Here is a 20,735-nt window from a genome sequence, read left to right on the forward strand (position 1 = left end):
ACATGACGCTTTGGCTCCTCGGGCTGAACCACCAGACCGCGCCGGTAGACCTGCGCGAACGGGTGGCCTTTGCCGGCGATGCGCTGGGTCGTGCGCTGGGCGCGCTGCGTGCGCTGCCCGGGGTGGCCGAGGCCGCGCTGCTGTCGACCTGCAACCGCACCGAGGTCTATGCGGTGGCCGAGGACGGCCAGGTGCTGGCCGACTGGCTCGAGACCCACGGCTCGGGGATTTCCGCCTACCTGTACCGCCACAGCGACGCCGACGCGGTGCGCCACCTGTTCCGGGTGGCGACCGGTCTTGACTCGATGGTGCTGGGCGAGCCGCAGATCCTCGGCCAGGTGAAGGACGCCTGGGCGAAGGCACGCGAGCACGGCGCCCTCGGCGGTCGCCTCGACCGCCTGTTCCAGCAGACCTTCTCGGTGGCCAAGCGCGCCCGCACCGACACCCGCATCGGCGTGAACCCGGTTTCGGTGGCCTCCACCGCCGTACGCCTGGCGCAGGACTCGTTCGCGCGGCTGCCGGATTCGACCGTGCTGCTGATCGGCGCCGGCGAGACCATCGAGCTGGCGGCCCGCCACCTGGTCAAGGGCGGCGTCGGCCGCCTGCTGGTGGCCAACCGCACCCTCGCCCACGCCCAGGACCTGGCCGCGCGCCATGGCGGCTACGCACTGCCGCTGACCGAGCTTGACCGGCACCTGGCCGAGGCCGACATCGTGTTCTCCGCCACCGCCGCGCGCGAACCGGTGCTGCTGCGCAGCCAGGTCGAGGCCGCGCTGGCGGTGCGCCGGCGCAAGCCGGTGCTGCTGTTCGACCTGGCCGTGCCGCGCGACATCGAGGCCGGCGTATCCGGCCTGGACGACGCCTACCTCTACACCGTCGACGACCTCGAACGCGCGGTGGAGGACAACCGCCGCGGCCGCCACGAGGCCGCCGAGGCGGCCGAGGCGATCATCGACCTGCAGGTGTCGCGGTTCATGGAAACCGTGCGTGCCGGCGAGCGCCAGGACAGCCTGCGCCGGCTGCGCGCCATGGGCGACGCCACCCGCGAGGAGATCCTCGCCCGTGCCCGCCAGCAGCTGGCCTCCGGCCGCGACCCGGACGAGGTCCTGCAGTTCCTCGCCCACACCCTGACCAACCGGCTGCTGCACCCGCCGACGGCCGCGCTGCGCGAGGCCGCGCTGGCCGGCGACACCGGGCTGGCGCGCGCCGCCGACCGCCTGTTCCCTGCCCGCGCCCCGTATTCGCACCCGGCGGTCGCCAACCTGCCCCCGCCCCGGATGCCCGATGACCCCGAGCCTGCGCCGCAAGCTTGAAGCGCTGGCCGAGCGCCGCGAAGAACTCGAACGCCTGCTCGCCGACCCCGGCGTGATGGGCGACCCCGCGCGTTTCCGCGACCTGTCGCGCGAGTTTTCCCAGCTCGAACCCGTCGCCACCGCGCTGGCGGCCGAAGCCCGTGCCCGCGAGGACCTGGCCACGGCCGAGGCCATGCGCGACGACCCGGAGCTGGCCGAACTGGCGCAGGAGGAGATCGCCGCCGCGCGCGGGCGCCTGGAGCAGCTGGACCACGAGCTGGCGCTGCTGCTGGTGCCGAAGGATCCGCGCGACGAGGGCAACCTGTTCCTCGAGGTACGCGCCGGCACCGGCGGCGACGAGGCCGCGCTGTTCGCCGGCGACCTGTTCCGCATGTATGCGCGCTACGCCGAGCGCCAGGGCTGGAAGGTCGAGGTCGAATCCGACAACCCGGGCGAGCACGGCGGCCACAAGGAGATCGTGGCGCGCATCGTCGGCCGCGGCGCGTACTCGAAGCTGAAGTTCGAGTCCGGTACCCACCGCGTGCAGCGCGTGCCGGCCACCGAATCGCAGGGCCGCATCCACACCTCGGCGGCGACCGTGGCGATCATCCCCGAGGCCGACGAGATCGAGGAGATCACGATCAACCCGGCCGACCTGAAGGTCGACACCTTCCGCTCCTCCGGCGCCGGCGGCCAGCACGTCAACAAGACCGACTCGGCGATCCGCATCACCCACCTGCCCAGCGGCCTGGTGGTGGAGAGCCAGACCGAGCGCAGCCAGCACGCCAACCGCGACAAGGCGATGAAGCGGCTCAAGGCGCAGCTGCTGGACGCCGAGCGCAGCAAACAGCAGGCCGCGCAGGCCGAGAGCCGGCGCCTGCAGGTGGGCAGCGGCGACCGCAGCCAGCGCATCCGCACCTACAACTTCCCGCAGGGCCGGATCACCGACCACCGGGTCGAGGGCCTGACCCTGTACGACCTGCCCAATATCCTCGAAGGCGACCTGGACCCGCTGGTCAGCCGCCTGCAGCAGGAGCACCAGGCCGACGAACTGGCCCGCCTGACCACCGAATAAGTTCACGGGGCACGGGCACCGCCACCCGCGCTAGGCTAGGGGCATGACCGCCCAGACCGATTTCGTCCCGCTGCAGCTGTGCGTGCTGACCGTGTCCGACACGCGCACCCCCGACAACGACAGCTCCGGCGACTACCTCGCCGGCGCGCTGCAGGCCGCAGGCCACGTGCTGCACGCACGCGGACTCCTGCCTGACGACCGCTACCGCCTGCGCGCGCTGGTCTCGGCCTGGATCGCCGAACCGGCGGTGGACGGCATCCTGGTCACCGGCGGCACCGGCTTCACCGGGCGCGATTCCACGCCCGAGGCGCTGCTGCCGCTGCTGGACAAGGAAATGCCGGGTTTCGGCGAACTGTTCCGCGCGATCAGCGTGGAGGAGATCGGCACCTCGTCGCTGCAGTCGCGTGCCTTCGCCGGCGTGGCCAACGCCACCTTCCTGTTCGCCCTGCCCGGCTCGACCTCGGCCTGCCGCACGGCCTGGGAGAAGATCATCGTCCACCAGCTGGACGCGCGTACCCGCCCCTGCAACCTCGCCGGCCTGCGCCCGCGCCTGCGCGAGGCCTGAGCGCCGTCAGCCGACGCTGAAACCTTCGGGCCCCCGCTCCTGGTACGGATAGCGCTCGACCGTCTCGACCTTCGCGGTCGGCGGACCCACGCGCAGCCACTGCTCCAGCGCGTCGATCGCCTCCGGCGCGCCGGTGGCGATCACCTCGACCCGGCCGTCGGGCAGATTCACCGCGCTGCCATCCAGTCCCAGGCGCCGGGCCTGCTCGCGGGTGGAGGCGCGGTAGTAAACGCCCTGGACCCGGCCGCTGACCAGGAAACGTGCACCGTGCATGCTCAGCCCTCCACCTTGCCGGCCACCGCCAGTTCGATGTCGGCTGCGGTCACCGGGCCGAGGAAGCGGCGCGCGACCTTGCCTTCGGGGTTGATGAGATAGGTCATGGGCAACCCGCGCGGGGTGGCGAAGTCGCCCGGCGGCGCGTAGGGATCGAGGATCACCACCGGATAGGCGACCGGACGCTCCTGCAGGAAGGCCTGCATGTCCGCCAGCTCGATGTCCTCGTAGGCCAGGCCGACCACGTCGATGTCCTCGCGGGTGCCGTGCAGGGCCGACAGCTCCGGCATCTCCTTGATGCACGGCTTGCACCAGGTCGCCCAGAAGTTCACCACCACCCAGCGCCCGCGCAGCGCGGCCAGGTCGTAGGGCTGGCCGTCCACCGTGGTGCCGGTGAAGGCCGGGTAATCGACGGTTTCCTGGACCACGCCCGGGGTGTCCAGCGCCGGCGGCGCCTCCTCGGCGGCCGGGGGAGGCGTGGCATCGGTGGCAGCCTGCGGGTCCTGGCGCCCGCAGGCGCACAGCAGGGCAAGCATGGCCAGCCCGAGGATGGGGGAACGCATCTTTCAGTCTCCGTGGGATTGGGGATAGAGCGCGCCGACAGGGCGGCGCAGCACGTCGCGCAGCGGTAGGCGCATTGCGTCGAGCACGGTGGTGGCGTCCTGGCCCAGTGCGTCCTCGCGGCACGGCAGCCAGGCCTCGTCGGACGGGATGCGCAGGCCGCAGGCCTCGTACAGCTCGCCGAGGGCGACGCCGTCCAGGTCGCGGCCGAGCAGCCACTCGCCCTGCTCGTCCCGGCGCAGGACCCGGATCTCCGCCAGCTGGCAGAGGAATTCCTGCAGCAGCGAGTCGGTAAGCATCGGCTCCAGCTCCAGGATCCGCGCGGTATGCAGGCCATGGCCCTCGCGCCGGGCATCGCGGAAGCGGCCCACCAGGCGCAGCAGCGCATACACCTCGTAGCCGGGCGGCAGGCGCATCGCCGCCGGCTGGTAGCGGAACGCCGCCAGCGAGGAGGCCAGCGAGGCGCCCAGCAGGATCGCGATCCAGCCCAGGTAGATCCACAGCATCAGGATCGGCACGAACGCCAGTGCGCCGTACAGCTTCTGGTAGCCCTGGAAGCTGCCCAGGTACACGCCCAGGCCCGCCTTCACCGTCTCCAGCACCAGCACCGCCAGCACCGCACCGGCCAGCGCGTGGCGCCACTTGACCGTGTGGTGCGGCACCACCTTGTACACCAGCGCCACCACCGCCAGCTCGATCAGCACAGGCGCCAGGCTCAGGCTCAGGTGGGCGATGGCGCGGCCCTCCGGGGTGGCGAACAGCGGCAGGGCGAAGATCCGCGCCGAGATCGACAGCGAGGCGGCGGCCAGCAGCGCGCCCAGGGTCAGCACCGTCCAGTACACCAGGTAGCGCGACAGCCGCGGCCGTGCGCTGGCCACCCGCCAGATGCGGTTGAAGGTGGACTCGACGCTGTTGAGGGTCACCAGCAGCGACACCACCAGCGCGACCACGCCGGCGGCGGTGAGCTGGCGCGAATTTTCGGCCAGCCGGTCCAGCGAGGACTCGATCGCGCGCGCGGCGCTGGGCACGAAGTTGGAGAACACGTAGTCGACCAGGGCGTTGCTCCACTGGTCGAAGACCGGGAAGGCGGCCAGCACGCCCAGCACCACCACCGCCAGCGGCACCAGGGCGAAAGCGGTGGTGTACGCCAGCGCGGCGGCGGCCTGGAACAGGCGGTCGTCGACGAAGCGGTGCCACAGGAAACGTGCGAACGACACCGCGCGGGCGCGGTCGCGCACACGTTCCCGCCAGCTGCCGGTCAGACCCCCGATGCCCATCACGCAAGCCTACCCGATGCGCCGTGCGCGCCGCATCGTCGATACTGGCGCCCTCGCACACCTGGGAAGCACCACGCATGGCCGAGATCCTGGTCCTCTACTACAGCCGCGGCGGTTCGGTCGCGCGCCTGGCGCGGCAGATCGCGCGCGGCGTGGAGGAAGTCCCGGGCATGCAGGCGCGGCTGCGCACGGTGCCGCCGGTCGCGGCGGTGACCCAGCAGGCGGCGCCGCCGGTGCCGGAGGACGGCGCGCCCTACGTCACCAGCGCCGACCTGGCCGAGTGCGCCGGCCTGGCCCTGGGCAGCCCCACCCGCTTCGGCAACATGGCCGCGCCGGTGAAGCACTTCCTCGACGGACTCGGCGGCGAATGGGCCAGCGGCGTGCTCGCCGGCAAGCCGGCAGCGGTGTTCACGTCCACCGCCACCCTGCACGGCGGCCAGGAATCGACCCTGCTGACCATGCACGTGCCACTGCTGCACCACGGCTGCATGATCGTCGGCATTCCCTACACCGAGCCGCTGCTGAGCAGCACCCGCAGCGGCGGCACCCCCTACGGCGCCAGCCACGTGGCCGGAGGCGACGACGATCCGCAGCCCACCGGGGAGGAGGCGGTGCTCGCGCGCGCCCTCGGTCGGCGCCTGGCCGACATCGCCGCCAGGCTGGCCCGCTGATGCGCGCGCCCTCGCACCGGATCCTCGGCATCGCCCTGCTGGCACTGGCCGTGCTGTACATGGCCTGGTTCCGCGAGGACCGCCACGCCGCCGCGGCCCTGCTGGTGTTCGCCCTGCCGCCGCTGCTGCTGGCGGTGCCGGCCTGGCGCGGCGGACGCAAGGCGGCGTTCTGGTCCGGCGTGCTGGCCCTGTTCTGGTTCAGCCACGGGGTGATGCACGCCTGGGCGCATCCGGAGGGTGCACTGTTCGCCTGGACGACGATCGCGCTTTCGCTCGTGGTGGTGACGGCCTCCAGCTGGCCGGGACTGAAGGCGCGCTTCGGCCGCCGGGGCTGAGCGAAGGTTTCAGTCGCACCTTTCCCGCGGGCGGCGCGATAATCGCGCCTCGCGGTGGCGCCCGGCGCCGCCCCCACCTTCACGGGCGTGGCCATGGCCGCGCCGCAGGAGCCGTTCCATGGAAGAACTGCTGATCGTCACCACCGGTGGCACGATCGACAAGATCTACTTCGACGACAAGTCCGACTACCAGATCGGCGAGCCGCAGATCGGCATGATCCTGCGCGAGCTGGGGGTGAACTTCCGCTTCAGCGTGATCCCGATCCTGCGCAAGGACTCGCTGCACATCACCGACGCCGACCGCGAGCTGGTGCGCGCCACCATCGCCGCGCAGCCGGCGCGGCACGTGCTGGTGACCCACGGCACCGACAGCATGGTCCAGACCGGCCTGGTGCTGAAGTCGATCCCGGACAAGACCATCGTCATGACCGGCGCGCTCAGCCCCGCGCGGTTCCGCGGTTCGGATGCCGAGTTCAACATCGGCTGTGCGATCGGCGCGGTGCAGACCCTGCCGGCCGGCGTCTACATCGCCATGAACGGCCTGATCTGGGACCCGGCGCGGGTGCGCAAGAACGTAGCCGCCAACCGCTTCGAGCCGGCCTGAGGCACGGGCCATGTCGAAGGCGACCCGTGCCACCCGCGCACTGGATGCCGCCGGCGTGGCCTATCGCCTGCACCCGTACGACTACGACGCCGATGCGCAGGCCGCTGCCGGCGGCAAGGGCCTGCAGGCGGCCGCCGCGCTAGGCATCGCGCCGGCGCGGATGCTGAAGACGCTGATGGCCTGGGTCGATGCCCGGGCGGTGTGCGTGGTCCTGCCCAGCGATCGCCAGCTGCAACCCAAGGCCCTGGCCGCGGCGACCGGCGGCAAGGCCGCGCGGATGATGGAAGTGGCCGAGGCCGAGCGCCGCACCGGCTACAAGGTCGGCGGGATCAGCCCGTTCGGCCAGCAGCGCCCGGCACCGACCTGGTTCGAGCAGGACGCGCTGGCGCAGGAAAGCGTGTTCATCAATGCCGGCCAGCGCGGCCTGCTGCTGGAGCTGGCGCCGGCGGATGCGGTGCGGGTGCTGCAGGCACAGGTGGCGGCGATCAGCCGCCCGTAGCCCGACGTAGCCCGGATAAGCGAAGCGCATCCCGGGATTGATCAGAACAAGGACCTGTTCGCAGCGGAGACGCTTATCCCCAGCATGCGGCGTAGAACCGTGTCCGGGCGAAGTGCCCACGAATCACGAATCCCCAATCACCAGTCACGTACTCCGACGCCACGCCGCCGGAGTACCTGTTGCGGCCTCAGAACATCCCGGTCTCGAGACGCGCGGCCTCGGACATCATGTGCCGGCCCCACGGCGGGTCGAACACCAGCTCGACGTCGGCGTTGGTGATCGTCGGGATCTGCTCGAGCTTGCTGCGCACGTCGTCGACCAGGATCTCGCCCATGCCGCAGCCGGGCGCGGTCAGGGTCATCTTCACGTCGATGCTGCGGCTGCCGTCATCCAGGTGCTTGAGGTTGGCCTCGTAGACCAGGCCCAGGTCGACGATGTTGAACGGGATCTCGGGGTCGAAGCAGGTGCGCAGCTGGCGCCAGACCATGGCCTCGACTTCCTCGTCGCTCGCGTCGGCGGGCAGGTCCAGCTCCGGCGGGACTTCCTTGCCGATCGCGTCGGCATCCTTGCCCGCGATGCGGAACAGGTTGCCTTCGACGAAGACGGTGTAGCTGCCGCCCAGTCCCTGGGTGATGTAGCCGACGCTTCCGGCCGGAAGGGTCACCGATTCGCCCTGCGGCACCATGACGGCGGCGCAGTCGCGCTCGAAACGGACGGGTTCGCTGCTGCGGGAGTACATGGGGCGGATATGGGGCAGCCCGCCCGCGGTTGCAAGCGACGGCCATCGAGGCTGTTGGGAGGCGCTCATTCTAGCGCATGGCCGCTGCGCGTATGCTTGGCCGCCCCGTCCGGACCGGCCAGATGCCCGCAGCCCCGCTTCGCCCACGATCCCGCCGCGCATGGCTGTGGCTGCCGTTGCTGCTGCTCGGCATGGCCACCACGGTGGTCGCGTGGAGCTCGCTCGGGCTGGCCAGCGGCCGCCAGCATGGCTGGATCGCGCTGCTGGCGGCGCTGGAAATGGGCCTGATGCTGCGTCTTGGCGGGATGAGCCCGGGCTGGGGCCGCGCCCTGCTGGGGCTGGCCGGCACCGTGCTGGTGGTGGTGGCGGTGCAGTGGGGCATCGCCTCCGGCCACATCGGCGCGCAGATGGGCATGGCCCCCTGGCAGGCCGTGCCGAAGATGGGCGCGCACTACGTGCTGACCCTCAGCCAGCTCGCCAATACCCGGATCGACCTGCTGTTCCTGGCGCTTTCGCTGCCGCTGGCCCTGCGCGCAGGACGCTGATTTCCGCCAGCGGCAACGGGTTCAGGCGGCGTCGTCCAGGCATCGGCCGAGCAGCGCGACGGCCTCGCGGATCCCGGCCGTGGTCAGGCTGGCGAAACCACGCAGCAGGCCGGCACGGCCCGGCGGCCAAGTAGTACGGCGCGATCGCGTAGAGACCCAGGCCGCGCCCCTGGGCATGTGCGATCAGCGCATCGCCGGCCGCGGCGTCGCGACCGTGTAGCCAGGCCACCAGGTGCATGCCGGCGCGCGGGTCCTCCACCTGCCGCTGGCGGTCTTGCGCGCGGAGTCCTTCCAGCAGCACCTCGCGAAGCCAGCCTGGACTGGGAGAACGGGCCCTGGGGCGCGACCTGGGGCACGCGCTACTACTCCTCGCAGAAAGAAACCTGCTTTTCGGCATCGCTGTTCCCGGAGGAATGCACGGACCCGGACTACGTCGCCGCGAATCCGGCGCATACGCGCGCGACCAGGAAGGTCGGGGCCAACACCTTCCACGACCTCGAGCTGCGCTGGAACGCGCCCTGGGAGGCGACGGTGGCAATCGGGGCCAACAACGTGTTCGACCACGTCGGCCCGGTGCTGTACAGCCAGCCCAGCGCCAACGTGCCCACCGGCCAGTTCGACATCGGCCGGTTCGTGTACATGAAGTACCAGCAGCGGTTCTGGGGAGGATGGCGCCCGGTAACGACCAGGCGCCATCGCGGCGTCAGTGGCCGCCGTCCAGCGCCTTCAGTTCGCTGACCAGGGCGTTGGCCATCTCGGCGCCGTCGCCGTAGAGCATGCGGGTGTTGTCGGCATAGAAAAGCGCGTTCTCGATGCCGGCAAAGCCCGTGCCCTTGCCGCGCTTGATGACGATGGTGTTCTTCGACTCGACCACGTCCAGGATCGGCATGCCGTAGATCGGGCTGGCCGGATCGGTCCTGGCGACCGGGTTGACCACGTCGTTGGCACCGATCACCAGCGACACGTCGGTGTTCGGGAACTCCGGGTTGATGTCGTCCATGTCGGCGATCAGGTCGTAGGGCACGCCGGCCTCGGCCAGCAGCACGTTCATGTGCCCGGGCATGCGTCCGGCCACCGGATGGATGGCGAACTTCACCTTCACCCCGCGCTCGATCAGGCGCTGCGCCAGTTCCCAGATCTTGTGCTGGGCCTGGGCCACCGCCAGGCCGTAGCCGGGGACAATCACCACGCGCTCGGCGTAGGCCATCATCGCGGCCACGTCGCCGGCCTCGATCGGCTTCTGCGAGCCGCTGATCTCCTGCGCCTGGCCACCACCGCCGAAGCTGCCGAACAGCACGCCGGAGATCGGCCGGTTCATCGCCTTGGCCATCAGCCTGGTCAGCAGGATGCCTGCCGCGCCGACCATCATGCCGGCAATGATCAGCGCCTCGTTGCCCAGCACGTAGCCTTCGAACGACACCGCCAGGCCGGTGAACGCGTTGTACAGCGAGATCACCACCGGCATGTCGGCGCCGCCGATCGGCAGGGTCATCAGCACGCCCAGCAGCAGGGCAAGCACGAAGAAGCCGATGATCACCGCCGGCTGCAGGCTGATGGCCGCCCACGCGCCCAGCACCACCATCGCCAGTGCGACCAGCAGGTTGAACGCCTGCTGGCCGGGGAACACCAGGCGCTTGTCGAGGCGGCCGTCGAGCTTGGCCCAGGCGATGATCGAACCGGACAGCGACACCGCGCCGATCGCCGAACCCAGTACCGCCAGCGACAGCACCACCACGCCGGGGCCGGCCACCGGCACCCCGCCGGGCACGGCGTGGACCAGGCTGGAATAGCGCAGCAGTTCCACCGCACCGATCGCCGCGGCCGAACCGCCGCCCATGCCGTTGTAGAGGGCCACCATCTGCGGCATGTCGGTGATCGCCACCTTCTTGCCGGAGACCCAGGCCACCACCGTGCCCAGCACCAGCGCGGTGACGATCAGCGGCAGGTTGTGCAGGCCCGGCAGCAGGAAGGTCGCGAAAGTCGCCACCAGCATGCCCAGCCCCGCCCAGCGGATGCCGCTGCGCGCGGTGGCCGGCGAGGCCATGCGCTGCAGGCCGAGCAGGAACAGCGTGGCCGCCACCAGGTAGCTGGCACCGACCAGCCAGGTACGGATATCGAATTCGCCGCCACTCATGCCTCGTCCCCTTCGTTGCCCGTGCGCGCCGCGCGCGACGGGTTACGGTCCAGTCGATGGTGTTCGAACATCCCGATCGCGGTCTTCAGCAGCGCGAACATGCCCAGGCCCAGCCCCACCAGGCCCATCGCCAGCTGCGACCAGCGCGCGCCGCCCAGGTAAAGCCCGGCCACGCCGCTGCCGAGACTCAGCACCACGGCGGCGGCGATGAACCCGATCATCCGGCTGCCCTTGCGCGGATCCTCCAAGACCCGGCGCGACACCTCGTTCTGGGTGGTCGTCGGATCCTGCAGCGAGGAGAAACCGATACCGATGCCGGCGTGCAGCATGGCCAGGTTGAGGTCGGCGAAGATCGTGGAGAAGCCGTTGGTGTAGGGCCGGATCACGTAGGCCAGGGCCAGCAGCATGAACGGGTACTGCAGGTAGCTCGCCACCTGGAACAGCTGGCGCGAGCCGTACCGGCCGCGCGCCGCCGCCTCATGGCCGCTCACTTGCCACCTGCGCCGGCGGCCGGCTTCCGGCTGCTCTTGAACATGTCGAGCATGCGCTCGGTCACCACGTAGCCGCCCGCCGCGTTGCCCGCGCCCAGGGCCACGGCGATGAAGCCCAGCGCCTTCTCCAGCGTGGTATCGGCATGTCCCAGGACCACCATCGCGCCGATAAGCACCGCGCCATGGATGAAGTTGGAGCCGGACATCAGCGGCGTATGCAGGATCACCGGCACCCGCGAGATGATCACGTGGCCCGCGATCGCCGCGAGCATGAAGATGTACAGCGCTACGAAACCGTCGTTCATGGCGTCCTGACTCTCCCCGGGCACACGCCCGTCCGGATGATAACCGCAGCCTGAACCCGGAAGGCGGCTGTCAACCGCGGCCCTGCCCGCGCGTTTACTGGCATGTCGATCCCACTCGGAAGGGTGCAGATGAAACCGCCGCTCCTGCTGTCGCCACGCGCATCCGCCGCCGGCTCCGGTCCGACGCGGCAATCGCCCGCCGGCCGCTAAGCTGTGCTGGTGACCACGCCCGCACCGCCCGAGATGGAAGCGCCCGCCGCCGCGGCCTGGGGTTCGCTGGACGCGTTCCTGGCCGAGGTCGGCACCCGCGCGTTCCGTTTCGCCGAGGCCGGCCTGCGCAACCGCGACGACGCCCTGGACGCGGTTCAGGACGCGATGATGCGCATGATCGCCTACCAGGACCGCCCGGCCGCCGAGTGGACGCCGCTGTTCTGGAGCATCCTGCGGCGCCGGATCATCGACCTGCAGCGGCGCTCGCGCTTCCGCCTGCGCTGGATGCTGCCGGCAGTGGCCAACGACGATCCGCGCGGCGAGGACACCGGCATCGACTGGGCCGACACCGGCCCCGGCCCGGCCGAGACCCAGGAGCGCGGCGAGACCTACGCGCGCCTGGTCGAGGCGCTGCGCACCCTGCCGGCACGCCAGCGCGAGGCCTTCACCCTGCGCGTGCTGGAGGAGCTGGACGTGGCCACCACCGCCCAGGTGATGGGCTGTTCGGAAGGCTCGGTGAAAACCCACCTGTCGCGTGCGCGGCAGGCCCTGAACTTGCAACTGGAGGACGTCCTGTGACGACCGCGCCCGAACCCATCGACCGTCGCGCCCGGCAGCTGCACGCCGAAGCGCTGGCGCATGTCTCGCCCGAGGTGCGTGCGCGCCTGCGCCGGGCACGCCAGCAAGCGATGGCGGCCGGCACCGCACGTCCATGGTGGCGGCTGCCGCCGTGGCTGGCCGGTGGCGCCGTGGCCGCGGCCCTGGTCGTGGCGGTGGCGCTGCGCCCGGATCCGGGCCTGCCGGCACCGGATGCCGGCAACGCGGGCCCGGCCATGGCCACGGTCGTGGATCCGGCCGCGACCCTGGAAGAGGATCCCGGCTTCTACCTGTGGCTGGCGTCGGCCGACGTCACCGCCCTGGCCCTGGAGTGAGCGCCATGGAACTTCGCCTGACCCTCAGCCTGACGGCCGCCCTGCTGCTGCCCGGCCTTGCCATCGCCGCCGACGCCCACGCGGACACCGCGCCCGCGGCCAGCCGCCAGGCGGAACTGCCGGCCTGGGAACAGCTGAGCGCCGAACAGCGCGAGCTGCTCATCTCGCCGCTGCGCGACCGCTGGAACGCGCAACCGCAGGAACGCGCGCGCATGCTCGAGCACGCCAAACGCTGGAAGGCGCTGCCGCCGGAGGCTCGCGAGCGGGCCCGCAAGGGCGTGCACCGCTTCGAGCAGATGGATCCGGAACAGCGCAGGATCGCGCGGGCGATCTTCGCCGCCACCCGCGACATGAGCCCGGAGCAGCGCGAGCAGTTCCGCAAGGACTGGGCACGGATGAGTCCCGCCCAGCGCCAGGAGTGGCTGCGCAAGCACCCGGCGCCGGAAGGCGGCAGGGGCCGCTGAGGGCGGCGTTGCCGGAACGCGACGCGGCTCAGGCCGCGTCGACTGCCGCGGGCGTGGCCGGCGGTTCCGGCCAGGCGGTTTTCGCCAACAGTTCGTCGTTCCAGTCGAAGGACAGCGCGCCGTCCTTCAGGAACAGGGCCACGAAGTTGTAGACGTTGCGCGCGTACATCTCGCTGGCATGCACCGCGCCCATGCTGGCGAGGTTGAGCGGACCGGCAACTGTCACGCCCTGGTGGTCGATGGTCTCGCCGCGCACGGTCAGTTCGCAGTTGCCGCCGGTCTCGGCGGCCAGGTCCACGATCACGCTGCCGGGCTTCATCCCGTCCACCATCGCCGCGCTGATGATCTTCGGCGCCGGCCGCCCCGGTACCGCGGCGGTGCACACGATCACGTCGATGTTGCGCACATGCTCGGCCAGGCGGCGCTGCTGCTCGGCGCGCTCCTCGTCGGTCAGCGCGCGCGCGTAGCCACCCTCGCCCGCGGCGCTGACGCCCAGGTCCAGGAACTTGCCGCCCAGCGACTCGATCTGCTCGCGGGTTTCCGGACGCACGTCGAAACCCTCCACCTGCGCGCCCAGCCGGCGCGCGGTGGCGATGGCCTGCAGGCCGGCCACGCCGGCGCCGACGATCAGCACCCTGGACGGGCGGATGGTGCCGGCGGCGGTGGTCAGCATCGGGAAGAAGCGCGGTGCCAGCTGTGCAGCGATCAGCACCGCCTTGTAACCGGCCATGCCGGCCTGCGAGCTGAGCACGTCCATGGCCTGGGCGCGGGTGGTACGCGGCAGGCGCTCAAGCGGGAAGGAACGGATGCCGCGTGCCTGCAGGGCGGCGGCGCGGGCCTCGTCGGCCTGCGGATGCAGCATGCCGACCAGCACCGCACCCTCGCGCAGCGCGCCGAGGGCCCCGGCCGGCGGCGGCTGCACGCACAGCACAACCTCGGCGGCGGCGCGGGCCTCGCCGGCGGCCAGCACCGCCCCAGCCTCGGCATAGGCCTGGTCGGTGACGCCCGCACCCAGTCCGGCGCCCGGCTCGACCCGCACGGTGGCGCCCGCGGCAACCAGCTTGCGCACCGTTTCCGGCGTGGCGGCGACGCGGCGCTCGCCCGCGGCGGTTTCCTTCAGCACCAGCACTTCCACTGCCATGCCGCGTTCCCCTCGCGATGTCGGATCGCCCGGATGCTAGCAAACGCCGGTCGCCGCGGTCCGTTTGGTTTCAGCGGCATGCATCGGCCATGACGTGCGGGCGCGCGCGGCGATGGGCGCGCGGCGGAGGCCGCGCCCGGCAATCGGCAGGGGAGCGGGCGCGACACGCGCCCGCGTGGCTCAGTGCAGGGTGGCCGCGCCGCGGGTGGCGAGCACGGTGTCGAGGCGGTCGATCACGCCCTGCATCGCGGCGTCGAACGCGCCCTCGTCGGCCACGTGCATGCGCAGGCGGCCCATCCGCACCATCACCGCCAGCTCCTCGGCCGAGGCCACGCAGAAGCGCACGCCGCGGCGGTTGACGAACAGCAGGCGCTGCGAGATCGGGCTGACCCAGGACAGCTTGCCCGGCTGCACCCGGCCTTCCTTGTCGATGAAGTCCAGCCAGGTACCGACCGGCAGCGCGCGGATCTGCTCGACGTCGGCGTTGTCGAACTCCTGCGCCTCGGCGCCGAGGCCGGCCACGTCGACCGGGCTGTTCTCCACCGGCGCCGGTTGCGGCAGGGCCACGGCCGGCAGCTCGGGCAGGGTCTTTTCCATCTGCGGGTTGGCGGTGGCCACGGCCTGCAGGGTGTCGCTCATGGCGACGATGGCGGCGCTGGCGGCGTCGCCGTGCAGGCCCACGCTGGCCAGCACCTTGAACAGGGCCGGATGCCAGGCCTGCAGCCAGTCCTTGCCGGCCACGTGGCTGCGCGCCTCGGCGACCTCGTCCAGCATGCCGTCGGCCAGCGCCATGGCCTCGACGAAGGCATCGCCGGTGTCGCCTTCGCGCAGCAGCGCGAGGGTGACGTGGTGCTGCCAGGCGTTGTGCAGGAACTCGGCGATCGCGCGCGGCAGTTCCACGCCCTCGACCCGCGCCTCCAGCTCGGCCTGGGCGCGCTGGCGCGCCTGCTCGAGCCGCTCCTGGCCACGCTGGATCTCGGCGGCGCGGCGCTCGGTGATCTCGACCCGGCGGCGGTGCTGCTCGAGGAATTCGCGGAACTCCTCTTCCAGGGTCATGAAGATGGCCAGGTTCTCGTTGAACTCGGCCACCAGGCGCTCGATGATCTCCTCGACCTTGGCCAGCAGGGTGCGCTCGGCGGCGCTCTCGCCCTGGTTGCCTTCGCAGGCCTCGGCCAGCGCATTGAGCAGGCGCCGGGCCGGATGGGTCTTCTGCACGAACATGCGCCGGTCCAGCAGCGCCACCTTCACGAACGGCACGACCAGGCGGCCGATCAGCTCGCGCGGGCGCCCGCTGAGGTCGCGCTCGTCCAGCAGCACGTCGAACAGCATGCCGACCAGGTCGATCGCGTCCTCGTCCTTGGGATCGAGGCGGGCGCTGGACGGATCCAGGCCCAGCTGGCTGGCGTTGGCCAGCACTTCGCTCTTGAGCCGCTGCGACAGCGACTCCTGCTGGTCGCCGATGGCCGCGCGCAGGGTTGCGGTCGGCGTGGCCTGCAGCAGCGACAGCACCGACAGCATCTCGCGCTGGCTCAGCGAACGCTGCTGGCCCTGGGCGTTGCGGATGGTGCCCGCGGCCTGCTCGGCGCCGCCGCGCAGCTCGCGGCTGTGCTCGAGCAGGTGGTGCAGGGCTTCCAGCAGCATGCCCTGAGCGGCCGGGTCGTTCGGCAGCACGCCGCCGGGACCGGCGGGCGCACCGGTCGCCGCGGACGCGGCAGCGGCGGCGTTCTCCATGGCCGAGCGCTGGCCCGCCCAGCGCTCCATGAAGCGCGCAGCCCAGGCCGGGGAATAGTCCTCGACCGGGGCCTCACTCCAGCTGCGGCCGGCATTGGGCTCCTCGGGCACGCGCTCGAACAGTTCGTCAGCCTGCGGCGCGGGCCGCGGCGGCGGCGGAGCGCGGTCGGGCGCGCGCGTGGCCTGGGGCTGGTTGAGGGCGCCGGCGCGGACCAGGCGCTGGTCCAGGCCCTCGTACAGGCGGGCCACCAGCGGCGCCAGGTCGCGCTCGCACAGCTTGATCAGGACCAGGCGCACTTCCGGCGCCAGCTCGCAGGCGGAGAAGGCCTGGTGCACGGCCACGCCGATGTGTTCGGGGCCGACCGGGTTGCTGTCAGCGTCCAGGCTGTCGCCGCCGGCGATCCAGGCCAGCCGGCGGTCGAGCCGGGCCAGCACTTCCTTGCACTCGCGCAGCAGCGCGGCGGCGAGGTTGCGCGCGGCCAGGCGCGATTCCAGTTCGTGTTCGGGGACCAGGCTCAGGCCGGCCTCCTGGCCGGACAGGGCGCCCTCGGCCGAAAGCGGCTCGCCGTCCTCCAGCGCGCGCCAGGCCCGGTCCATGTGTTCGCGGAAACGGGCGACGATCACCTCGCGCTGGCGGCGCAGTTCGCGCATGCCATCCAGGAACAGCAGCTGCGACGCCCCGGCGCGCTCGGCGCGGTCGAACAGGACGTCGTCGTAGCGGGCCACGGCCACCGAGAAGGCCTCGCCCAGCGCGGGCAGGAACGACTCCCGCGCCTGCGCTAGCAGGGTGGCGTCAGGGGCTCGCTCGCGGCGGAATTCTGCTTGGGCTGGGCTCATGCACGTGGGCTCCGGCACGCATGACGGAGACGTTCGACTACGGGGGCGGTTTCCCTCGACCGCCACCGAATCGTACGTGCTGCCGCCATACCTGACCGTGATCAAGTAGGCACTTCAGGGTTTCCCGGTCAGGAACTTTAACAGGCGGTTTCCAGACCGCCTTCGCGCGCCCTCCACATTCCGACGGCCGGTGCGGACGACACCTATAATCAACGACTTCGGCGACCGCAGTCGCCCAGCAAGGCCCGGATATGCCCACCTCCCCCGCCCTGGAGGCGCTCGACCAGCGTCGCTCCGTCCCGTCCAAGCAGCTCGGCGAGCCCGGCCCCGACGAGGCCACCCTGCTGCGCATGCTGCAGTCGGCGGTACGGGTGCCCGATCACGGCAAGCTGGTGCCGTTCCGGTTCCTGCGCATCGCCGGCGACGCCCGCCACGCGCTGGGGGAGTTCCTGGCCGCCCGCACCCTGCAGCGCGACCCCCAGGCCCCGCCCGCGGCGGTGGAAAAGGACCGCCTGCGCTTCTCCCATGCGCCGGTGGTGGTGGCGGTGGTCGCCCGCATCCAGGCCGGGCACAAGGTCCCCGAGCAGGAGCAGCTGCTGACCGCCGGCTGCGCCTGCTTCGCCCTGCTGCAGGCGGCCCAGGCGCTGGGCTTCGGCGCACAGTGGCTGACGGCGTGGATGGCCTACGACCCGGAGGTCGTGCGCCTGCTGGGCCTGGGGCCCGACGAGCGCATCGTCGGCTTCATCCACATCGGCACCGCGAAGACCGATGCACCCGAGCGCGACCGCCCGGATCCGCGCAGCCTGCTGTCGGACTGGGCCCCGTGAGCCTGGACGACGCCGGTCTCCCGATCGCTCCGGCGGCCGACGTGCCGCGCGGATCGCTGTACCTGGTCGACGCCAGCCTCTACGTGTTCCGCGCCTGGCATTCGATGCCGGACGAGTTCCGCGACGCCCAGGGCTGGCCGACCAACGCCGTGCACGGCTTCGCCCGCTTCCTGCTGGAACTGCTGGAGCGCGAGCGTCCGGGGCATATCGCCATCGCCTTCGACGAGGCGCTGGACAGCTGCTTCCGCCACCGCATCTACCCGGCCTACAAGGGCAACCGCGAGCCGGCGCCGGACGAGTTGCGCCGCCAGTTCGCCCACTGCAAGGCGCTGTGCGCGGCGCTGGGGCTGGCCGTCCTGGCGCACACCGAATACGAGGCCGACGACCTGATCGGCACGGCCCTGTATCGCGCCCGCCCGGCCGGCTTCCGCGGGGTGATCGTCTCGGCCGACAAGGACCTGTCCCAGCTGCTGGGCGAGCACGACGAGCAGTGGGACTTCGCCCGCGGCCTGCGCTGGGGCGCGGCCGGGGTGAAGGCCCGCCACGGCGTGCACGCGCACCAGATCGCGGACTACCTGGCCCTGACCGGCGACGCGGTGGACAACATCCCCGGCGTGGGCGGCATCGGCGCCAAGACCGCGGCGATCCTGCTGTCCCACTTCGGCAGCCTGGACGAACTGCTGGCGCGGGTGGACGAGGTCGCCTTCCTGCGCCTGCGCGGTGCCGCCCAGGTCGCGGCGCGGCTGCGCGAGCAGCGCGAGCTGGCCCTGCTGTTCCGCCAGCTGACCACCATCGCCTGCGATGCCCCGCTGGGGTATGCCGAAGCGGCCACGCCGCGCGGCGAGGCCGACCCGGAAATGCTCGACGCCCTGGCCAATACCCTGCGCTTCGGACCGATGACCCGGCGCCGGCTGCGCATGGCCGCCGGGCTGGAAGAGCAGGCGCCGCCCGCCTGGCATCCGGGCGCCCCGGCCTGAGCCGCGTCCGGCGCGGCTGACGCACCCGGCCGTTCCGGCTTAGCATCGGCGCATGGATACCAATGACAGGGACGCGCCGCGCGTCGTCTACGAAGGCAAGTACCAGCGCATGGTCGTGCGCGGGACCTGGGAATACTCCGAACGCACCCATGCCGGCGGGCTGGCCGCGATCATCGTCGCGGTGACCCCGGACGACCGCGTGCTGTTCGTCGAACAGTTCCGGGTGCCGCTGCAGGCACGCACCATCGAGATGCCGGCCGGCCTGGTCGGCGACATCGATGCCGGCGAGTCGATCGAGGTTTCCGCGGTGCGCGAGCTTGAAGAGGAAACCGGCTGGACCGCGGAGCACGCCGAGGTGCTGCTGGTCGGCCCCACCTCCTCCGGCGCCAGCAGCGAGAAGGTCGCCTTCGTGCGCGCCACCGGGCTGCGCAAGGTCGGCGCCGGCGGCGGCGACGCCAGCGAGGACATCACCGTGCACGAGGTCCCGCGCGCTTCGGCCGCGGCCTGGCTGGTCGGGAAGATGCGCGCCGGCTACCAGCTGGACGCCAAGCTCTGGGCCGGGCTGTGGATGATCGAGCACGAACTCGACGGAACCCCGCGTGCCCCCTGATCCCCGCGCCGGCATGCAGCTGCTCCAGGAAGGCGACCCGGCACCGCTGGAACTGCTCCACCCGCAGGGCCGCTCGCCCTGGCTGTTCGTGGTCGACCACGCCGGCCAGGCCATCCCGCGCGCGCTCGGGGACCTCCGCCTGCCCCCGGGCGGGATCGACCGCCATATCGGCTGGGACATCGGCATCGCCGGCGTTGCCCGGCAGCTGGCCGGCCTGCTCGACGCCTGGACCATCCTGCAGCCGTACTCGCGGCTGGTGATCGACTGCAACCGGCCGCCGGAATCGCCGACCTCGATCGTCGAGGCCAGCGACGGCACCGCGGTACCGGCCAACCTGGGCCTGGCCGACGAAGCCCGCGCCGCGCGCCAGCTGGAAATCTTCAAGCCGTACCACGACACCATCGCCGCGGCGCTGGACCAGCGCGCGGCCCAGGGCCGCCCGACCCTGCTGGCGACCCTGCACAGCTTCACCCCGGCGATGGCCGGGTTCGAGCGGCCGTGGCACTGCGGCGTGCTCTACCACCGCCATACCGCCCTGCCGCACGCCCTGCTCGCGGCCCTGCGCGCGGAGGGCGACCTGGTGGTCGGCGACAACCAGCCCTACGCGGTGACCGCGACCAGCGACTACGCGATCCCGGTCCACGGCGAGGCCCGCGGCCTGCCACACGTGGAGCTGGAGATCCGCCAGGACCTGATCGCCGACGAGGCCGGGCAGCTGCTGTGGGCGCAGCGGCTGGCGCGCATCCTCCCGGCGCTGGAAACCGGCTTCACCAGCTGAACGCACCGGCAATGTCGGTCCACCCCCGGCGGAAACGTTTCCACCGGTCTCGTCCGATGGCGGCCGCATCCGGCATACTCGCCCGGCCCTCCTGTTCCACCGAGTCACCATGCCAGGCCATCGCTCCATCGCTCCGTTCGCCCTGCTGGTCCTGCTGACCGGATGCGCCTTCGGTCGCAGCGTGCCGGACCGTTCGGCGTTCGAGACCTTCGAATCGTCCAACACGTATTCGCGCAGCTTCGACCACTCGCCGGGCCAGACCTGCGAGGCCGCGCGCCGCGCGCTGCTGAGCCAGGGTTTCGTGGTCGGGCGCGCCGAGGCCGACGTGGTCGAGGCACGCAAGTACTTCCAGCACGACGACAGCCACGAGCAGGTCGAGTTCCGCGCGGTGTGCATGCCGCAGCTGCGCGGCGACCAGCAGACCGTGGTGTTCGTCAACGCCGTGCAGGACCGCTACGTGCTCCGCCGCAACAACACCTCGGCCAGCCTGGGCGTGAGCGCGCTGGGTTCGGTGTCGCTGCCGATCGGTTCGACCGAGGATTCGCTGGTCAAGGTGGCCAGCGAGACCCTGCAGGATTCGACCTTCTACAAGCGGTTCTTCGGCGTGCTCGAGCGCTTCCTGCCGGAGGAGATCGAGCGCCCGGCCAAGCCGGCGGCACAGGTGCAGCCGATGCTGTTCCCGATGCCGCAGTACCCGCAACCGACCCCTGGCGAACTACCCGGCGCGCTGCGGATCGAGGAGCTGCCGGCGCCGCCGCCAGCCACCCCGGCCGAAACACCGGCTGCCGCGCCCGCGGTGCCGGTACTGGAACCCGCGCCCGTGGAGCGGCCGCCGTCCGGCGAGTAGACGGGGGATCGCCGA

26 protein-coding genes are annotated in these 20,735 nt (G+C 71.7%); 17 read left to right on the forward strand and 9 right to left on the reverse strand.

Translation table 11 applies throughout. From position 1 onward, the window contains the following. Positions 1–2 precede the first annotated feature (2 nt). The 3 genes from hemA to moaB are packed head-to-tail and all read left to right on the forward strand — an operon-like array spanning position 3 to position 2,932. On the forward strand, positions 3–1,313 hold the full coding sequence (gene hemA / locus PSESU_RS11835) for a glutamyl-tRNA reductase (RefSeq protein WP_013536018.1): 1,311 nt from the start codon (positions 3–5) through the stop codon (positions 1,311–1,313). Continuing rightward, positions 1,285–2,367 carry a peptide chain release factor 1 gene (prfA, locus tag PSESU_RS11840; RefSeq protein ID WP_013536019.1) on the forward strand — a complete coding sequence of 361 codons (1,083 nt, stop codon included), beginning with the start codon at positions 1,285–1,287 and terminating at the stop codon, positions 2,365–2,367. The genes hemA and prfA overlap by 29 nt, the downstream gene beginning before the upstream one ends. A 43-nt stretch (positions 2,368–2,410) precedes the next feature. Continuing rightward, positions 2,411–2,932, forward strand: coding sequence for a molybdenum cofactor biosynthesis protein B (gene moaB, locus PSESU_RS11845; RefSeq protein ID WP_013536020.1), 522 nt, complete (start codon positions 2,411–2,413; stop codon positions 2,930–2,932). 6 nt (positions 2,933–2,938) lie between these two features. On the opposite strand, the gene PSESU_RS11850 is transcribed toward moaB, so the two are convergent. From PSESU_RS11850 to PSESU_RS11860, 3 genes are read right to left on the reverse strand one after another with little or no spacing between them, the layout of a single operon-like run. Next, on the reverse strand, positions 2,939–3,205 hold the full coding sequence (locus PSESU_RS11850) for an acylphosphatase (RefSeq protein WP_013536021.1): 267 nt from the start codon (positions 3,203–3,205) through the stop codon (positions 2,939–2,941). Positions 3,206–3,207: 2 nt separating this feature from the next. Next, entirely contained in the window at positions 3,208–3,768 is a 561-nt protein-coding gene (locus tag PSESU_RS11855; protein ID WP_013536022.1) for a TlpA family protein disulfide reductase, read from the reverse strand. A gap of 3 nt (positions 3,769–3,771) precedes the next feature. Beyond that, positions 3,772–5,043, reverse strand: a complete 1,272-nt coding sequence (locus PSESU_RS11860; protein WP_013536023.1) for a YihY family inner membrane protein — start codon at positions 5,041–5,043, stop codon at positions 3,772–3,774. 77 nt (positions 5,044–5,120) lie between these two features. Here PSESU_RS11860 and wrbA point away from each other — a divergent pair, with 77 nt between their 5' ends. The 4 genes from wrbA (at position 5,121) to ybaK (ending at position 7,152) form a co-directional block, all read left to right on the forward strand. Next, positions 5,121–5,714: an NAD(P)H:quinone oxidoreductase gene (gene wrbA / locus PSESU_RS11865; protein WP_013536024.1), complete on the forward strand. Its 594-nt coding sequence runs from the start codon at positions 5,121–5,123 to the stop codon at positions 5,712–5,714. Then, positions 5,714–6,049 (forward strand): DUF2069 domain-containing protein, encoded by a 336-nt coding sequence (locus PSESU_RS11870; protein WP_013536025.1) that lies wholly within the window; start codon positions 5,714–5,716, stop codon positions 6,047–6,049. The genes wrbA and PSESU_RS11870 overlap by 1 nt, the downstream gene beginning before the upstream one ends. 118 nt (positions 6,050–6,167) lie before the next feature. Further along, positions 6,168–6,653, forward strand: a complete 486-nt coding sequence (locus PSESU_RS11875) for an asparaginase domain-containing protein (protein ID WP_013536026.1) — start codon at positions 6,168–6,170, stop codon at positions 6,651–6,653. Between the two features lie 10 nt (positions 6,654–6,663). Next, positions 6,664–7,152, forward strand: a complete 489-nt coding sequence (ybaK, locus tag PSESU_RS11880) for a Cys-tRNA(Pro) deacylase (protein ID WP_013536027.1) — start codon at positions 6,664–6,666, stop codon at positions 7,150–7,152. 187 nt (positions 7,153–7,339) lie between these two features. Here the strand turns inward: ybaK and sufT are convergent, their stop codons facing one another. Further along, positions 7,340–7,891 carry a putative Fe-S cluster assembly protein SufT gene (gene sufT / locus PSESU_RS11885; protein ID WP_013536028.1) on the reverse strand — a complete coding sequence of 184 codons (552 nt, stop codon included), beginning with the start codon at positions 7,889–7,891 and terminating at the stop codon, positions 7,340–7,342. A gap of 122 nt (positions 7,892–8,013) precedes the next feature. Here sufT and PSESU_RS11890 point away from each other — a divergent pair, with 122 nt between their 5' ends. Both PSESU_RS11890 and PSESU_RS16595 read left to right on the forward strand, forming a co-directional pair. After that, positions 8,014–8,436, forward strand: coding sequence for a hypothetical protein (locus tag PSESU_RS11890; protein WP_013536029.1), 423 nt, complete (start codon positions 8,014–8,016; stop codon positions 8,434–8,436). Between the two features lie 531 nt (positions 8,437–8,967). After that, the gene (locus PSESU_RS16595; RefSeq protein ID WP_155942767.1) at positions 8,968–9,174 is read left to right on the forward strand and encodes a hypothetical protein; all 207 of its coding nucleotides are present in this window, start codon (positions 8,968–8,970) and stop codon (positions 9,172–9,174) included. On the opposite strand, the gene PSESU_RS11900 is transcribed toward PSESU_RS16595, so the two are convergent. The 3 genes from PSESU_RS11900 to PSESU_RS11910 are packed head-to-tail and all read right to left on the reverse strand — an operon-like array spanning position 9,140 to position 11,366. Next, positions 9,140–10,570 carry an NAD(P)(+) transhydrogenase (Re/Si-specific) subunit beta gene (locus tag PSESU_RS11900; protein ID WP_013536030.1) on the reverse strand — a complete coding sequence of 477 codons (1,431 nt, stop codon included), beginning with the start codon at positions 10,568–10,570 and terminating at the stop codon, positions 9,140–9,142. The genes PSESU_RS16595 and PSESU_RS11900 overlap by 35 nt on opposite strands. After that, positions 10,567–11,061, reverse strand: coding sequence for a hypothetical protein (locus tag PSESU_RS11905; protein WP_013536031.1), 495 nt, complete (start codon positions 11,059–11,061; stop codon positions 10,567–10,569). The genes PSESU_RS11900 and PSESU_RS11905 overlap by 4 nt, the downstream gene beginning before the upstream one ends. Further along, entirely contained in the window at positions 11,058–11,366 is a 309-nt protein-coding gene (locus PSESU_RS11910; protein WP_013536032.1) for an NAD(P) transhydrogenase subunit alpha, read from the reverse strand. The genes PSESU_RS11905 and PSESU_RS11910 overlap by 4 nt, the downstream gene beginning before the upstream one ends. Positions 11,367–11,579: 213 nt before the next feature. Between PSESU_RS11910 and PSESU_RS11915 the strand changes: the two genes are divergently transcribed. From PSESU_RS11915 to PSESU_RS11925, 3 genes are read left to right on the forward strand one after another with little or no spacing between them, the layout of a single operon-like run. Beyond that, positions 11,580–12,155 (forward strand): RNA polymerase sigma factor, encoded by a 576-nt coding sequence (locus PSESU_RS11915; protein WP_013536033.1) that lies wholly within the window; start codon positions 11,580–11,582, stop codon positions 12,153–12,155. Continuing rightward, positions 12,152–12,508 carry a hypothetical protein gene (locus tag PSESU_RS11920; RefSeq protein ID WP_013536034.1) on the forward strand — a complete coding sequence of 119 codons (357 nt, stop codon included), beginning with the start codon at positions 12,152–12,154 and terminating at the stop codon, positions 12,506–12,508. The genes PSESU_RS11915 and PSESU_RS11920 overlap by 4 nt, the downstream gene beginning before the upstream one ends. 5 nt (positions 12,509–12,513) lie before the next feature. Next, the gene (locus PSESU_RS11925) at positions 12,514–12,972 is read left to right on the forward strand and encodes a DUF3106 domain-containing protein (RefSeq protein WP_013536035.1); all 459 of its coding nucleotides are present in this window, start codon (positions 12,514–12,516) and stop codon (positions 12,970–12,972) included. Positions 12,973–13,000: 28 nt separating this feature from the next. Here the strand turns inward: PSESU_RS11925 and PSESU_RS11930 are convergent, their stop codons facing one another. Then, complete coding sequence (locus tag PSESU_RS11930; protein WP_013536036.1) at positions 13,001–14,113, reverse strand: NAD(P) transhydrogenase subunit alpha; 1,113 nt, start codon at positions 14,111–14,113, stop codon at positions 13,001–13,003. Positions 14,114–14,293: 180 nt separating this feature from the next. Beyond that, complete coding sequence (locus PSESU_RS11935) at positions 14,294–16,681, reverse strand: DUF1631 domain-containing protein (RefSeq protein WP_013536037.1); 2,388 nt, start codon at positions 16,679–16,681, stop codon at positions 14,294–14,296. A 251-nt stretch (positions 16,682–16,932) separates the two neighbouring features. On the opposite strand from PSESU_RS11935, the gene PSESU_RS11940 reads away from it, so the two are divergent. The 5 genes from PSESU_RS11940 (at position 16,933) to PSESU_RS11960 (ending at position 20,720) form a co-directional block, all read left to right on the forward strand. Beyond that, on the forward strand, positions 16,933–17,508 hold the full coding sequence (locus PSESU_RS11940) for a nitroreductase family protein (RefSeq protein ID WP_013536038.1): 576 nt from the start codon (positions 16,933–16,935) through the stop codon (positions 17,506–17,508). Beyond that, entirely contained in the window at positions 17,505–18,485 is a 981-nt protein-coding gene (locus tag PSESU_RS11945) for a 5'-3' exonuclease (RefSeq protein WP_013536039.1), read from the forward strand. The genes PSESU_RS11940 and PSESU_RS11945 overlap by 4 nt, the downstream gene beginning before the upstream one ends. Positions 18,486–18,537: 52 nt before the next feature. Beyond that, a complete protein-coding gene (locus PSESU_RS11950) occupies positions 18,538–19,095 on the forward strand; it encodes an NUDIX hydrolase (protein WP_013536040.1) in 558 nt (185 codons plus the stop codon). 13 nt (positions 19,096–19,108) lie between these two features. Then, entirely contained in the window at positions 19,109–19,873 is a 765-nt protein-coding gene (locus PSESU_RS11955; RefSeq protein WP_013536041.1) for an N-formylglutamate amidohydrolase, read from the forward strand. Between the two features lie 109 nt (positions 19,874–19,982). Next, a complete protein-coding gene (locus PSESU_RS11960; protein WP_013536042.1) occupies positions 19,983–20,720 on the forward strand; it encodes a DUF2242 domain-containing protein in 738 nt (245 codons plus the stop codon). Positions 20,721–20,735 lie beyond the last annotated feature (15 nt).

The organism is Pseudoxanthomonas suwonensis 11-1, from assembly GCF_000185965.1.
Taxonomy (GTDB): Bacteria; Pseudomonadota; Gammaproteobacteria; order Xanthomonadales; family Xanthomonadaceae; genus Pseudoxanthomonas; species Pseudoxanthomonas suwonensis_A.

What these genes read in the sequence shown, in the direction of transcription:
- hemA (WP_013536018.1), top strand. Translation starts at nt 3, where the DNA reads ATGACGCTTTGGCTCCTCGGGCTGAACCACCAGACCGCGCCGGTAGAC.
- prfA (WP_013536019.1), top strand. Translation starts at nt 1,285, where the DNA reads ATGACCCCGAGCCTGCGCCGCAAGCTTGAAGCGCTGGCCGAGCGCCGC.
- moaB (WP_013536020.1), top strand. Translation starts at nt 2,411, where the DNA reads ATGACCGCCCAGACCGATTTCGTCCCGCTGCAGCTGTGCGTGCTGACC.
- PSESU_RS11850 (WP_013536021.1), bottom strand. Translation starts at nt 3,205, where the DNA reads ATGCACGGTGCACGTTTCCTGGTCAGCGGCCGGGTCCAGGGCGTTTAC.
- PSESU_RS11855 (WP_013536022.1), bottom strand. Translation starts at nt 3,768, where the DNA reads ATGCGTTCCCCCATCCTCGGGCTGGCCATGCTTGCCCTGCTGTGCGCC.
- PSESU_RS11860 (WP_013536023.1), bottom strand. Translation starts at nt 5,043, where the DNA reads ATGGGCATCGGGGGTCTGACCGGCAGCTGGCGGGAACGTGTGCGCGAC.
- wrbA (WP_013536024.1), top strand. Translation starts at nt 5,121, where the DNA reads ATGGCCGAGATCCTGGTCCTCTACTACAGCCGCGGCGGTTCGGTCGCG.
- PSESU_RS11870 (WP_013536025.1), top strand. Translation starts at nt 5,714, where the DNA reads ATGCGCGCGCCCTCGCACCGGATCCTCGGCATCGCCCTGCTGGCACTG.
- PSESU_RS11875 (WP_013536026.1), top strand. Translation starts at nt 6,168, where the DNA reads ATGGAAGAACTGCTGATCGTCACCACCGGTGGCACGATCGACAAGATC.
- ybaK (WP_013536027.1), top strand. Translation starts at nt 6,664, where the DNA reads ATGTCGAAGGCGACCCGTGCCACCCGCGCACTGGATGCCGCCGGCGTG.
- sufT (WP_013536028.1), bottom strand. Translation starts at nt 7,891, where the DNA reads ATGTACTCCCGCAGCAGCGAACCCGTCCGTTTCGAGCGCGACTGCGCC.
- PSESU_RS11890 (WP_013536029.1), top strand. Translation starts at nt 8,014, where the DNA reads ATGCCCGCAGCCCCGCTTCGCCCACGATCCCGCCGCGCATGGCTGTGG.
- PSESU_RS11900 (WP_013536030.1), bottom strand. Translation starts at nt 10,570, where the DNA reads ATGAGTGGCGGCGAATTCGATATCCGTACCTGGCTGGTCGGTGCCAGC.
- PSESU_RS11910 (WP_013536032.1), bottom strand. Translation starts at nt 11,366, where the DNA reads ATGAACGACGGTTTCGTAGCGCTGTACATCTTCATGCTCGCGGCGATC.
- PSESU_RS11925 (WP_013536035.1), top strand. Translation starts at nt 12,514, where the DNA reads ATGGAACTTCGCCTGACCCTCAGCCTGACGGCCGCCCTGCTGCTGCCC.
- PSESU_RS11930 (WP_013536036.1), bottom strand. Translation starts at nt 14,113, where the DNA reads ATGGCAGTGGAAGTGCTGGTGCTGAAGGAAACCGCCGCGGGCGAGCGC.
- PSESU_RS11935 (WP_013536037.1), bottom strand. Translation starts at nt 16,681, where the DNA reads ATGAGCCCAGCCCAAGCAGAATTCCGCCGCGAGCGAGCCCCTGACGCC.
- PSESU_RS11940 (WP_013536038.1), top strand. Translation starts at nt 16,933, where the DNA reads ATGCCCACCTCCCCCGCCCTGGAGGCGCTCGACCAGCGTCGCTCCGTC.
- PSESU_RS11950 (WP_013536040.1), top strand. Translation starts at nt 18,538, where the DNA reads ATGGATACCAATGACAGGGACGCGCCGCGCGTCGTCTACGAAGGCAAG.
- PSESU_RS11955 (WP_013536041.1), top strand. Translation starts at nt 19,109, where the DNA reads ATGCAGCTGCTCCAGGAAGGCGACCCGGCACCGCTGGAACTGCTCCAC.
- PSESU_RS11960 (WP_013536042.1), top strand. Translation starts at nt 19,983, where the DNA reads ATGCCAGGCCATCGCTCCATCGCTCCGTTCGCCCTGCTGGTCCTGCTG.